Annotated in this window: 15 protein-coding genes and 1 pseudogene; 11 read left to right on the top strand and 5 right to left on the bottom strand. The window is 59.3% G+C overall.

The window, feature by feature from the left end; genetic code table 11:
• Nucleotides 1-16: 16 nt before the first annotated feature.
• Complete coding sequence (locus FHX14_RS15805) at nt 17-889, top strand: bifunctional helix-turn-helix domain-containing protein/methylated-DNA--[protein]-cysteine S-methyltransferase (protein WP_184377730.1); 873 nt, start codon at nt 17-19, stop codon at nt 887-889.
• A 38-nt stretch (nt 890-927) separates the two neighbouring features.
• On the opposite strand, the gene FHX14_RS15800 is transcribed toward FHX14_RS15805, so the two are convergent.
• The gene (locus tag FHX14_RS15800; RefSeq protein ID WP_184377729.1) at nt 928-1,953 is read right to left on the bottom strand and encodes a sugar-binding transcriptional regulator; all 1,026 of its coding nucleotides are present in this window, start codon (nt 1,951-1,953) and stop codon (nt 928-930) included.
• A 419-nt stretch (nt 1,954-2,372) separates the two neighbouring features.
• Between FHX14_RS15800 and tal the strand changes: the two genes are divergently transcribed.
• Both tal and FHX14_RS15790 read left to right on the top strand, forming a co-directional pair.
• On the top strand, nt 2,373-3,338 hold the full coding sequence (gene tal, locus FHX14_RS15795) for a transaldolase (RefSeq protein ID WP_054184160.1): 966 nt from the start codon (nt 2,373-2,375) through the stop codon (nt 3,336-3,338).
• A gap of 93 nt (nt 3,339-3,431) precedes the next feature.
• Nucleotides 3,432-4,100 carry a DUF1345 domain-containing protein gene (locus FHX14_RS15790; protein WP_012559017.1) on the top strand — a complete coding sequence of 223 codons (669 nt, stop codon included), beginning with the start codon at nt 3,432-3,434 and terminating at the stop codon, nt 4,098-4,100.
• A 59-nt stretch (nt 4,101-4,159) separates the two neighbouring features.
• On the opposite strand, the gene FHX14_RS15785 is transcribed toward FHX14_RS15790, so the two are convergent.
• The 3 genes from FHX14_RS15785 to FHX14_RS15775 form a co-directional block, all read right to left on the bottom strand.
• Nucleotides 4,160-4,957 carry an anti-sigma factor gene (locus tag FHX14_RS15785; RefSeq protein ID WP_184377728.1) on the bottom strand — a complete coding sequence of 266 codons (798 nt, stop codon included), beginning with the start codon at nt 4,955-4,957 and terminating at the stop codon, nt 4,160-4,162.
• Nucleotides 4,954-5,706: a sigma-70 family RNA polymerase sigma factor gene (locus FHX14_RS15780; RefSeq protein WP_184377727.1), complete on the bottom strand. Its 753-nt coding sequence runs from the start codon at nt 5,704-5,706 to the stop codon at nt 4,954-4,956. The genes FHX14_RS15785 and FHX14_RS15780 overlap by 4 nt, the downstream gene beginning before the upstream one ends.
• 90 nt (nt 5,707-5,796) lie before the next feature.
• Entirely contained in the window at nt 5,797-6,015 is a 219-nt protein-coding gene (locus FHX14_RS15775; protein ID WP_184377726.1) for a hypothetical protein, read from the bottom strand.
• Here FHX14_RS15775 and FHX14_RS15770 point away from each other — a divergent pair.
• The 8 genes and pseudogenes from FHX14_RS15770 (at nt 6,005) to FHX14_RS15735 (ending at nt 12,065) form a co-directional block, all read left to right on the top strand.
• The gene (locus FHX14_RS15770; RefSeq protein WP_184377725.1) at nt 6,005-6,979 is read left to right on the top strand and encodes an MBL fold metallo-hydrolase; all 975 of its coding nucleotides are present in this window, start codon (nt 6,005-6,007) and stop codon (nt 6,977-6,979) included. The genes FHX14_RS15775 and FHX14_RS15770 overlap by 11 nt on opposite strands.
• Before the next feature lie 17 nt (nt 6,980-6,996).
• The gene (locus tag FHX14_RS15765; protein ID WP_172643307.1) at nt 6,997-7,461 is read left to right on the top strand and encodes a tetratricopeptide repeat protein; all 465 of its coding nucleotides are present in this window, start codon (nt 6,997-6,999) and stop codon (nt 7,459-7,461) included.
• A 59-nt stretch (nt 7,462-7,520) separates the two neighbouring features.
• Nucleotides 7,521-7,967, top strand: coding sequence for a DoxX family protein (locus FHX14_RS15760; protein ID WP_037073450.1), 447 nt, complete (start codon nt 7,521-7,523; stop codon nt 7,965-7,967).
• Between the two features lie 99 nt (nt 7,968-8,066).
• Nucleotides 8,067-8,558, top strand: a complete 492-nt coding sequence (locus FHX14_RS15755) for a hypothetical protein (RefSeq protein ID WP_037073451.1) — start codon at nt 8,067-8,069, stop codon at nt 8,556-8,558.
• A 122-nt stretch (nt 8,559-8,680) separates the two neighbouring features.
• Nucleotides 8,681-8,959, top strand: coding sequence for a hypothetical protein (locus FHX14_RS15750; protein WP_003590170.1), 279 nt, complete (start codon nt 8,681-8,683; stop codon nt 8,957-8,959).
• A 186-nt stretch (nt 8,960-9,145) separates the two neighbouring features.
• A pseudogene (locus tag FHX14_RS15745) lies at nt 9,146-9,887 on the top strand (response regulator).
• The gene (locus FHX14_RS15740) at nt 9,884-11,245 is read left to right on the top strand and encodes a HAMP domain-containing sensor histidine kinase (protein ID WP_184377761.1); all 1,362 of its coding nucleotides are present in this window, start codon (nt 9,884-9,886) and stop codon (nt 11,243-11,245) included. Before FHX14_RS15745 ends, FHX14_RS15740 begins: the two are co-directional and overlap by 4 nt.
• A gap of 160 nt (nt 11,246-11,405) precedes the next feature.
• Nucleotides 11,406-12,065 carry a DUF3313 domain-containing protein gene (locus FHX14_RS15735; RefSeq protein ID WP_210301048.1) on the top strand — a complete coding sequence of 220 codons (660 nt, stop codon included), beginning with the start codon at nt 11,406-11,408 and terminating at the stop codon, nt 12,063-12,065.
• Nucleotides 12,066-12,257: 192 nt separating this feature from the next.
• On the opposite strand, the gene FHX14_RS15730 is transcribed toward FHX14_RS15735, so the two are convergent.
• The gene (locus FHX14_RS15730) at nt 12,258-12,431 is read right to left on the bottom strand and encodes a DUF1328 domain-containing protein (protein ID WP_003590176.1); all 174 of its coding nucleotides are present in this window, start codon (nt 12,429-12,431) and stop codon (nt 12,258-12,260) included.
• Nucleotides 12,432-12,696 lie beyond the last annotated feature (265 nt).

Below are 12,696 nucleotides of genomic sequence, written 5' to 3'. Positions count from 1 at the left end.
GACAAGGAGAAAGACGATGAATATGATTGCGAACCTGCAGACAGACATCACGCCTGACGGCCCTGATTACGACATTGTCCGCCGGGTGATCGAACTCATCACCGAGGATTACCGCGACCAGCCTTCGCTGGAGGCGATCGCGGCGCGGCTGAACCAGTCGCCGACCCAGCTGCAGAAGACCTTCACCCGCTGGGCCGGCCTGTCGCCCAAGGGTTTCCTGCAGGCGGTGACGCTCGATCACGCCAAGCGGCTGCTGCGCCAGGAAGACATGCCTTTGCTGGAGACCTCGATCGAAGTCGGTCTCTCCGGGCCGAGCCGGCTGCATGATCTCTTCGTTACCCATGAGGCGATGTCACCCGGCGAATGGAAGGCCAAGGGTGGTGGTCTCATCATCCGCTACGGCTTCCACATCTGCCCCTTCGGCATCGCGCTGATCATGGTGACCGACCGCGGCCTTGCCGGCCTTGCCTTCAGCGATTCCGGCGACGAGCGGGCCTGCCTCGAGGACATGACCTGCCGCTGGCCGAATGCCCAATATGTCGAGGACCTGCAGGCGACCGTTCCCTACGCCGCCCGCATCTTCGAGCCCGGCAAATGGTCATCGGAACAGCCGTTGCGCGTCGTGCTGATCGGCACGGACTTCCAGGTGCGCGTCTGGCAGAGCCTCCTGAAGATCCCGTTCGGCAAGGCCGTCACCTATTCCGATATCGCCAACGATATCGGCCGGCCGACGGCGCAACGCGCGGTGGGGGCTGCGGTCGGGGCCAACCCGATCTCCTTCGTGGTGCCCTGCCATCGCGCGGTCGGCAAGAACGGCGCGCTGACGGGCTATCATTGGGGCCTGACCCGCAAGCGGGCGATGCTCGGCTGGGAATCGGCGCACGCCTGAGGGGCGTTTTTCGTGAGAAGCGGCGGGTCGTTCGTCGCTTATCGCTCCGCCACGTCTCCCCGCTGGGGAGACGTGGCGGGGGGCGATGTTTCCGCCAGTTCCAACAGTGCCCGTGCCGCACTTTCATCGGTGATCAGCGTATTGCAGCCGATGCGCTTGATCGTGGCGCGGATGGCGAGGGCGCGGTGGGCGCCGCCGGAGGAGAGCACGATATGCTTGGCCTCCTTCAGCGTGTCGAGATCGACGGACATCACGCGCCGATTGATCGAGTGGTCGACCGAATTGCCGTCCTTGTCGAGGAAGTTGAACATGGTGTCGCAGACGCAGCCGGCGGCGATCAGCTCCCGCAGCTCGGCCTTCGAGATCCAGCCCTCCGACAGCGAGGTCGAATGCGGGCCGATATCGCCGCAGCTGACGATCGCCAGATCGAGGCTCTCGGCCAGACGGTAAATCGTGTCTAGCCCGCATTTCTCGATCAGATTGCGCTTGGTCTCGACGGAATCGACGAGGAGCGGCGCCAGGAACATATAACATTCGGCGCCGAGCTGATTGGCCAGCCGCCATGTGTAATCGATCGGGTTCGTCTGGTGCACGGCGACGATACCGCCGAGCAGCGAGACGACCTTGCAATTGGCGCGGCGCGGCGGCCGGAAGCTCGACAGCGAGGCGGTCATCGTCCGGCCCCAGCCGACGCCGATCGTATAGTCGTCGGGAATGGCTTCGGAGAGGAACTGGCCCAGCGCCAGGCCAACATTTTTTGCCAGCGAATTGACGTCGCTGCCGATGGGTGACGGTACGACGATCGCCTCGTCGAGGCCGTAGGCGCGCTCCAGCTTGACCGCAAGTTCGACGCAATCGCCGATCGAATCGTTGATCCAGATCTGGACTTCGCTGCGCTTCATCGCCTCGTCGAGCAGACGGATGACGGTGGTGCGGCTGATGCCGAGCTGTTCGGCGACGTCCTTCTGGGTCAGGCCCTCATTATAGTAGAGCCACGCAGCCCTCAGCCGCAGCGAGGATGCTTCCGAAAAGGCCGTGTGCGTGCCGCGTTTAAGCTTGACCACATCTCCTCCGCACAATTCCTGCCCTGAATCCCTGATGAGATGAAAGGTCGCAGCGATACGCTTGTGCCTGGATAATGACGGGTGTGACACTTATGTCAATTGAAATGCACAAATGTCCTTGACTTTTCCCTGGCCGAATGGCGATAGTCCTGACGATAAAAGTCGTTCTGTCCGTCCGAGGAGGACATAGTGCGGGCATGCCGAAAGTCACGACCGGCCTTCCAGCCGCAGGCGATATCGCTTGCGTACGGCGTGCGGTTTGCCCGCGGGAACAGGGCCACTGTGCTTCACGTTTATGAATCATCCGTGACGGATGCGCGCATTCTCGCCTGCAGCATGCAGACAATCTGTCGGTAGATCACACTTGCCGGGCGGAACTCGCGCCGGTCGCAGCCCAAGTTCAACAAGGATTATTGACCATGACATCCAAGCTTGACCAACTCCGCGAGATTACCACCGTCGTCGCCGATACCGGCGATATCGAAGCCGTCGCCCGCCTGAAGCCTGTGGATTGCACGACGAACCCGAGCATCGTGCTCAAGGCCCTCGGCACGCCGATGTTTGCCGACGCCATCAAGGAAGCCGTTGCCTGGGGCAAGAAGCAGGGCGGCAATCCTGACGCCGTTTCGTCGGCCGTTGCCGACCGTCTCGCCATCTCCGTCGGCGCAGCCCTGGTGAAGCTCGTTCCGGGCCGTGTCTCGACCGAAGTCGACGCCGATCTTTCCTTCGATACCGAGGCTTCGCTTGCCAAGGCGCGGTCGATCATCGCCGCCTATAAGGATCGCGGTATCGGTCAGGATCGCATCCTCATCAAGCTCGCTTCCACCTGGGAAGGCATCCGCGCTGCGGAAGTGCTGCAGAAGGAAGGCATCGACTGCAATCTGACGCTGCTCTTCAGCAAGGCCCAGGCAATCGCCTGCGCGGACGCCAAGGTGTTCCTGATCTCGCCCTTCGTCGGCCGCATCCTCGACTGGTACAAGAAATCGACCGGCAAGGACTACACCGCCGAGGAAGATCCGGGCGTCATCTCCGTCCGTGAAATCTACAACTACTACAAGGCGAACGATATCAAGACGATCGTCATGGGCGCCTCCTTCCGCAGCGCCGGCGAAATCGAAGCGCTTGCCGGTTGCGACCGCCTGACCATCAGCCCGAACCTGCTCGACGAACTCGCCAAGGATGAAGGCAAGCTGGAGCGCAAGCTTTCGCCGGAGGCCCGCAAGCCGGATCCGAAGGTCTCTGTCGACGAGAAGACCTTCCGCTGGATGATGAACGAGGATGCGATGGCGACGGAAAAACTCGCCGAAGGCATTCGCGCTTTCGCCAAGGATTTGGGAACGTTGCGCACCATGGTGCAGAAGGAACTGCAGCTCGCCGCCGCCTGATAGGACGCGGCATGCAATCGAAGGCGCGGCTGCCGGCTGGCAGGCGCGCCTTTTTCGTGCTGTTATCAAAGACATATGCTGTCGGAGACTGGTATGGCGGATGAGGGACGGGCAAATTCGCTTGCAGCATTTGCCTACAAGCATGCGAGCTTCATCATATCAATCCTTGCCGGACTGGTGGTCTTCTTGGCTGTGACCTCGCGCGACGTCAGCGCCGGCAACATCCTGTTCGGCTGGAATGTCAGCGCCGGCGTTTTTGTCGCGCTCAGCTGGCGCAAGATGCTGCGGGCAACGGTCGAAAGCATCCGGAAAAAGGCCGAGGATCTCGATTTTTCCGATACGGTTCTTTTGGCTCTTTCGATCGGCGCAGCGCTTGCCAGCATCGCCGGCATCGGCATCGAGCTGCATTCCATCAAGGAAGCGGCGCCTGACGCGGCGCTGGCGCGGGCAGGTGCTGCGGTGCTGACGATCCTGATCTCGTGGATGTTTCTGCACACGCTCTTCACCATCCACTACGCCCATTATTTCTATGGTGGGACAGACGGGGAGGGCGGCCTGAAATTTCCCGACGGGATCGAAGAGCCCGGCTACTGGGATTTTCTCTATTTCTCCTTCACCATCGGCGTTGCCGCGCAGACGGCGGACGTCGCGGTCAGCTCGACCAGCATGCGTAAGCTGACCTTGCTGCATGCCGTGCTGTCGTTCCTGTTCAATACGACAATCCTGGCTCTGGCGATCAATGTCGGTGCGAGCCTGCTTTAGCTTTTTGTTTTATGCATGTCGTTATCCCGGATCCGCTGCACACGTCCGGGCGACATGCATTAACCTTTTGCCGCTGCCCTGAAGAGGGTCTCGAACTCGGCCAGGTCGCCTGCGGCGACATCCGAAATCGCCCAGAACACCAGCCCTCCGTCCGACCATTGCTTCATGTTATAGCCGTCATCCACCGTCGTCGTCTCAGCGGCCGAGGCCGCCGGCCAGATGAACAGGTTGATGACATGGCCGTGGCGCCGGTAGACGAGAGCCGCAACGGCGCGATCACCGATATAGTCGACACGGCCGCCGATCAGCGGAAAACCGCCCTTGGCGAGATCGCTGATCGGTGGTGAAAAATCGATCTTGCCGTTGAACCACGGTTTTACCGTGTGCTGATCCGAGGTCAGCACGTCGGTCAGATGATCGGCCATCATCGACCTGACATGGCTCGCCATGATCTGCTCCTGCAAAAGCAAGGCCGGCGACGGTGCGTTGATGAACAGGAAGGCGCCTGCTCCCAGTGCTGCGAGCGAAGGCACGAAGCTCCATTGCCGGATGAAATCCAGGATGCGACGCCAGACCGGCACTTGGCGCGGGAGCGGCAGGCTGGATACCGCGGCCTGCTCGAAAGACAGCATCGACAGCACTTGCGCGCGCAGCGCCTCCGGCGGCTTCCATTTGATGCCATCCTGATCGATGATCTTTCTCACGGCACGAACCCTTTCCATCTCCGCCCTGCAATTTGGGCAGATGGCAAGATGATCCTCGAATTGCGCTGTGTGGACGGAATCGAGTTCGTTATCGACAAAGCCGTGCAGCATGATGCGCCATTCCGGGCAACTTTTCTGTTGGGCTTCACTCATCCTGCCGTCTCTCTTTTGCTGCATGCATCCCAGGCTTCGCCAAATTCACGCCGCGCCCTGGCAAGCCGCGACATGACCGTGCCGATCGGCGCATCGATGATCTCGGCGATCTGCCGGTAGGAAAGATCTTCAAGCTCGCGTAAGACAAGGATTTCCCGCATCGCCTCCGGAAGCCGGCTGATGACGGCGCGTACGCGCTGCTGTTCGCTTCGTCGGATCGTCGCCATCTCCGGCGAATCCTCCTCCGAGGCGATCTGGTATTCGCCGCCTTCGTGAGGGTCAGCATAGCCATCATTGCCTAAAGACTGCTCGAACCGCGCTTTGCGGCGATCCTGCTGGCGCCAGACATGACAGCAGTTCCTGACAATGGCAAAGAGCCAGGCGCGCGGGTCGCCGCCACGATAGGTTTCGAAATTGCGATAGGCGCGCAGAAACGCTTCCTGGACAATATCCTGCGCGGCATCGGCGTCGCGGCTGAGGAAGCGGGCAAAATTATAAGCCGCGTCAAGATGGGGAACGATCAGGTCCTGAAAGGGCTGCATGAATTCATGCTGCACGCTCGTCCCGGCTGCCGAAGCGACCCGATCGCTGCGCGCTTTTCCCGAGACCATGAGATTGAACAGCCACGCCGCACCGCCGCGAAGTACGGCCAGCGGTGATGGTGGAATACGGGCTTCCGACGCATGCCGGACGAGCAGCATGCAATCGGTCGACCCGAAAGGATAGGTGATCTGGACGTTTGTCATCATTCTCCCTGCCTCACCAGCAGCCGAATTTGGGCGTCGGACCCGCAGGCATGCAATGCGGCCCTTGCGAACTAGACCGATCGGCAAGCGGTTTTATTCCATGTCGACGCCAGTTTTTTGCAAGCAGCGAGGCGTCCGTCGTGCGCGATAGAAATAGAACAATATTTTCAACAGCTTGAAGAAATAACTCCCGAGATTGGGAATATGTGCGCCGTGCCAGCGATCTAGTTCGGCAGCGAGGACGTCTGAACAAATCCAGTCTTCGCCACCAGAAATGCCATCAACGAGAGGAGGCATAATCATGTTTACCATGTCACGTCGCGCCGTGCTCGGATCGGCTGCCGCGGCGGCTGCATTCGGTCTGTCGTCGAAGCTCGAATTCGTCATGCCGGCGCTCGCCGCAACGCCGCTGGAGCCGACGGTCGGCTTCTACAAATACACGATCGGCGATGTCGAAGTCACGGCGATCTATGACGGCATCTGGAAAAAGCCGCATGACCCGACCTTCATCAAGAATGCTTCGATCGAGGACACCAAGGAGGCGCTTTCCAAGGCCGGGCTCACGACGGAATTCATGCCGATTCCGCTGACAGTGGTCGTCCTGAAACTCGGCGACCGTCTGATCATGATGGACGCGGGCTCGGGCGTCGGTCAATGGCAGGCGAATGCCACGCATCTGCCGGCGAACATGGCGGCCGCCGGTATCGACTACAAGAAGATCGACACGATCATGCTCTCGCATTTCCACCCCGATCATGTCTGGGGACTGATGGAAAAGGGAACGAACGATCCTGTCTTTCCGAACGCCGAACTCATCGTCAACGCCGTCGAATACAATTGGTGGACGGAGCCCGGCCGGGTCGAGAAGCTTGCGGAAGGCCGCAGGCCGGCCGGCAAGCGCATTGCCGAGGTTTTCCCGACATGGACGAACTGGAAGCAGGTTGACGATGGGGCCGAGGTTGCACCGGGAGTGCGTCTTCTTGCTGCGCCCGGCCACACTCCGGGTCATTCGGCCTATCTTGTCACCTCCGGCAACAGGCAACTGCTTGTCTCGGCCGACATCATGTATGTGCCGGCCCTGCTCGCGCCGCATCCCGAATGGCAAGGCAGCTACGACCAGGACGGGCCGATGGCCGTCGGCACGCGCCGGCGTCTGATCGACCGCATCATCGCCGACAATATCGCGATCTGCGGCTCGCATTTCCCTTTCCCCGGCTCGGGCACCTTCGTCAAGGACGGCAATGCCTATGGCTTTACACCGACAGTCCAGGCCTGAAAGGCCGAAAGGAGACCATCATGAAATATGCAATTCTCGGATTCATCTGGCTTTGTGCCATATGCGCGGGCTTTTCGGCGGTGACGGCGCTTCCCGCCTTTGCTGTCGACAATATGGAATCGACGGACGCTCCCGACCTGACGTCGGTGCGCGCCAAGATCGATGCCAAGGATTACGACGGCGCCCTGGCGGAGCTTCGCGGCCTTGCCGAGGACAATCAGCAGGCGGATGTCTATAATCTGATGGGATATACGCTGCGCAAGACGGGCGACTACAAAACGTCGCTGACCTACTACACCAAGGCACTGGAGCTTCAGCCCGATCACAAGGCAGCGCGTGAATATCTCGGCGAACTCTATATCGAAACCGGCGAGATTGCGAAGGCCGAGGAGCAGGTGTCAACACTGAAGCAACTTTGCCCGAGCGGCTGCGAAGAACTCGAAGACCTGCAAAAGGCCATTGCGGCCAAGGGCGGCAATTGACGAGCATAGGAACGCAAGAACAGGCGGCAGAACCGCCTGTTCTTCTCAAACCGGAGGATATGATGGAAAGCGTCTCAAGCCGGCCCGGATTGGCCGATCTCATTCTTCTCCTCGGCAGGCTTCTGCTGTCGCTGATCTTTCTGCATGAAGGTTGGTCGCTCGCGACGGATATCACCGCGACCGTCGATACTTTCGCAAAACTCGGGCTCTCGGCGCCGGTTGCCTTTGCCACCATCGCCCTTCAGATTGGTGCCGGCCTGTCCATTGCGACAGGCTTTCTCTGCCGGCTTGGCGCCTTGGCGCTGGCCTTCTTCTGCCTTGCGACCGCCTTGCTCTTCCACACCAATCTTGCGAGCCAGAACGAGCTTCTGCATTTCGAGAAGGACCTGGCGATTGCAGGCGGCATGTTCGTGCTGGCGGCGTCAGGCGCGGGGTCGATATCGATCGACAATCTGCTGCGAAAGCAAACAAGCGGACTGCATCCATGGCTACGGGCGGTGCTGTAGTAGAGGCTCTGCGAGCATCCTTCGGCGCAATAAAATCGAACAAAACCGAACAAACGGCGGCGTCGATGCGGGCTACACTTATGGCGACAGGTCAGGAGTGTGCCAGTGATGTCTTCCGCGCAAAACAATCAACAAAAGCCAATTCTCGTCTTTCTCGGAAAAGGTGCTGCCAACGATATCGTCTCGAAATTGAATGCGAACGGATATGCCGCGGCTTCTGTATCCTCGGTGCCGGAACTCTTCGACGCCTTGCGGTCGGACCGATATTTGCTGGCGGTAACGACGCGGCCGGATATCGATATGGTCCGAAACATCAAGCCGATACCGGTCATCAATCTCGAAGTGTTTTTCCATGCCGCCCAGCCGACGGCAAAGTCCGCTCATCCCTCGAAAGAATTCGACGGCGACGCCTTTCTAAGAAGGATCGCGGCCCTCACGGAGTCAAAAACAGCCAGGATTGCTGCGGTCCAAAAGGCACCTGCCGCAAACGGGACGTCGATTGCAGGCACGGTCAAGGCGTCTCGGTGGCGCGCCGCCACGTCTCTTCTTTTAAGCCGTCGTGCCACATCCAACGCAGAGCGAGCTGATTAGGCGTGGGCGAATTCCAACCGGTAACGAACCGGAGGCTGCGCTTCATTCCTTCTGCGTGGCCTGGCCGGCTTGAAAGCGTGGTTCCGAAATCGGAGCTTTTCACCTGGTGCGGGTGTCTTCTCATGTTTCAGTTGTTAGGAGCCGCCGCAGCAAGCGGCTACATCATCACGGCATTGTTCCTGCTCGTGGCGATCGGTCGTCTCGCCAGACGTTTTCTCCATAAGCTCACGGCACGGCTCCCGAAGCGCTCGGCGTTGAAGCATTATGCGACGGCGATCGTCTCGCTGGTGTTCTTTTGCCTGCTGGTCGTTCGGATGTGTTTCATCGCCACCGTCATCATCGATTGCGCAATCCAAGGCGACAAGGTGGAAATCAGCGGCGATCCCCAAAGCCAGTTTTGACGCCGGATTGCCTCTCGGAAATCCGCAACATATCTCAACATTATCGAACATATCATCGCACGGCACCTGATATGCTGAAGGCGGAGCCCGGTGCGGCGGCTGGCATCGTGTGGTATCCCCCAGAGATTTGACCCGGCCATGGTGAAACATGGTAATTTCGCGCCGCAGCTCCCGGCAAGAGAACGAATGACGATGGCATATGAAATGGCAGTTCCCAATCACGCTCGTATCCTCATCGTCGAGGACGATCCCGCGATCGCGGATATGCTGGTGGACCTTCTTCGAAGCAGCGGCTTTGGGGCCTCGTCGGTGGAGAACGGCGCGGCTATGGATCGACTGATGGCGCGCGAGCAATTCGATCTCATCGTCCTCGACGCGATGCTGCCGGGCGAGGACGGTTTCAGCATCTGCAGGCGGCTTCGTGCTTCGTGCCAGGTGCCGATTCTGATGCTGACGGCGCTCCAGGAGGATATCGACCGGATTCTGGGCCTGGAACTTGGCGCCGACGACTATGTCACGAAACCATTCAACTCCCGCGAACTGCTGGCCAGGATCAAGAGTATCCTCCGCAGAGCGTCATATGCGCATCATCAGGAGGAGGCGCTTGGCCCCATGACGTTCTCGGGATGGCGCATCGATCCGAAAAGCCGTCAGCATCCTCGATGCCGATGGCGCCCAAGTTTCGATGACGACTGCGGAGTTCGATATCCTCCTGGCATTCTGCTGCAATCCGAACCAGGTTTTGACGCGCGAACAGCTGCTGTCGATGACGCATGCCGGATCGGCGGGGCCGGTGGAGCGCAGCATCGACGCCCATATCAGCCGGGTCAGGCAAAAGATCGAGCCCAATCTGAAAGATCCGACATTCATAAAGACGGTGCGGCTGGGCGGCTATCTTTTCGCATCCAAGGTAGAGCGCCTCTCTTGAGAAATTTTCGGCGGGCTTCGATCCAGAGCCAGATCCTCACATTGGCGACCCTCCTTGTCGTGCTCGTTTCCGTGGTGGCCACCGCCACGGAGCCGTTTATCTACGGCCGTCATGATCGCGGCTTTCAAAACGGTCTGTTTGCCGCCAGAGCAGCGATGATCACGGAGCAATTTGCCGAGGCAAGGTCTGAACAAGACGAGGCTATCGTTCTAAACAAAGCAGCGGCGCTCGGCATCGAGGTCGAAAAATTGGATCAGCCGCCTGCCGGCAAACAGCAGATCGTCTCTCCGAGCGAGCTTGTCGCGCGTCTCGACGCAATGCTCGCCGACAATATTTTCGTGGCATTTCACCGCTTCGTCATGGGTCAATCGCACCCCGACGTCCTGGCCGTCAGAATTGACGATCAGCGTGCCCTGATCTTTCAATTGCCGGTTTTTCCCGGCTATTTGTGGTTTGCTCCGGCAGCGGCAAGCGGATTTTTGAAAATCGTCATTCCATTGGTGCTGCTTGCCTATTTCAGCAGCCGGCTGATCACCAAACCTTTGAGGCGTTTTGCCGCTGCTGCCAAACGCGCGAGCGCGGAAGGCAGTTTGGAAAAACCCTTCGAACCGGATGGCGCAGCTGAGATCCGCAGTCTGGCGGAATCGCTCAACGTCATGAGCGATCGGATCCAGAGCATGTCGGAGGATCGAACCAGAATGCTGAGTGGCGTGGGTCATGATCTCAGGACGCCCCTGACGAGATTGCGGATGCGGGCCGAGCGTTCCGCTGAGCCGGAACTTCGAAGGCTGATGCTTGCCGATATCACCACATTGAATTTCATGATCGACGAATGTCTGGCCTATTTCAAGGACCCATCCGTGATGGCGATCGATCGAAAGGTCGATATCTCAAGCCTGCTGCAGACGATTGCGACCGATTTCGCCGACACCGGCATCGATGTTCGGTTCACCGGCCCGCGGCGGCTGGCATTCGTCTGCAAACCTCAGGCGCTCACCCGTGCGATTACGAATTTGGTCGAGAATGCGTCCCGCCACGCAAAGCAGGTCGAAATCGATCTGCAAAGTCGCGGCGATGGCGGGATCAGGATAAGGGTGAGCGACAACGGTCCCGGCCTGACCGACGAACTGAAGGCGAAGGTTTTGGAGCCATTCTTCAAAGCGGATAAATCGCGGCAGATCGGCGCCACGGGCGGTTCCGGGCTTGGGCTTGGCCTGCCGATCGCCAAAGGGATCGTTACCAGAGGGCACAATGGCGAATTAACCCTGTTGGACGGAAAGCCGAGCGGCCTGGTCGTCGTTATCGATCTTCCTGCCATCCAAGCGACGCAGTCCGATGGCCTTTCTTCGTCGCATTGACTGCCGGCCGGCGCTTTGCGGTTTGGGTCAGGGCGTTATTCGCCATCCGGCTCGCGAACATTTCCGCACAACACAGCAAACACAGCAACATTCGAATTCCATAAAACCGGTCCCAGCAGATCCCGTGCCATTCGGCATTTCCAAAACTGGAGCCAAATCCTTGATAAGAAACTTGAACGTCGGCGCCGCGTTGATGCTCGCATGTTCGGCCATCGCTGGCTGCTCGACCCCCGATCCGACGGCATATTCAGGACTTGCTTCGGCCGCGCAGCTTCGGCCGAATGTCACGGATAAAACTGGCCGCGTGCCGTATCGTTACCAGACGAATGTCAACTGGAGCCAATACAGCAGGATCATCGTGGATCCCGTTACGATCTATAACGGTCCCGACAATCAGTTCGGCAAAGTCCCCGAAAAGGACAAGGTCCTGCTGGCCAGCTACATGCAGCAGCAGTTCACGGAAAAATTGAAGACGCGCTTTGCGATCGTCAGCGTCGCTGCTCCTGCAACACTCAGATTGCACCTGACGCTGACGGGCGCAAAGGCGACGACTGCGGTCCTCGGAACGGTCTCGCACATCGACGTCGCAGGTGGATTGTACAACACCGTCCAGGCGGCTCGCGGCCGCGAAGGGTCGATGACCGGTTCGGTGAATTATGCCGTGGAGATCTATGATGCGACGAGCAATCGCCTCCTGTCTTCCTACGTCACCAAACAATATCCCAATGCGATGAATATCGGCGCCAGCTTCTCGGCGATGGATGCCTCGATGGTGGGCGTCCGCAAGGGCGCCGACGCTCTCCTTGCCGAGTTGAAATAGGCTGCAGGCTCGGAAAGCGGCTGCGCAAAACAGTCAATGACTGTTCGAGATGGCCGGGTACAGGGCGAGAGGCGCTGTATCCGGCCAGAGGCGCGTCAGTGGGAATGGGGCGGCAAGCGCAAGCCATGCGGCCGCCCATTCATCTCCCTCTCCCCAAATCGTGTGCTGGGAAGAATCTAGAGCGGTTCTCCGTCAAAAGACCGCCTGGCCGGCCATCAGCGCGAGAACCAGGAAGATCAGGAAGATCACCAGCGCGATGCCGAAGAGAACGCGGGCGATCGTCGCGGTGGCTGCCGAGACGCCGGAGAAACCGAAAAAGCCGGCGATGATCGAAATTACGAAGAATATCAGAGCCCATTTCAGCATGACGTCATCCTTTGCGGTTGCCTCAGAAAGACGCTGCAACGGGCAAATTGTTCCGGATCGTTTGGAGTGGAATGACGTTCTCTTCCAAAGCGCGCCGCATCGAATTTGATTCATGCGACGCGCTTTAGCTCTTGTTTTGATGCATGTCGTTATCCCGGAACCGCTGCACGCTTCCGGGCGACATGCGTCAGGAATACGGGTCTTTTCAAAGCCTGTCCGATCTGTTTGAAGAGACTGTCGATTGCCCCATCGATGAAAGCTCGAT

The organism is Rhizobium sp. BK619, assembly GCF_014195245.1.
Lineage (GTDB): Bacteria > Pseudomonadota > Alphaproteobacteria > Rhizobiales > Rhizobiaceae > Rhizobium > Rhizobium acidisoli.
Note: the sequence above shows the minus strand (reverse complement) of the source record. Positions and strands in the feature narration are given on the sequence as shown.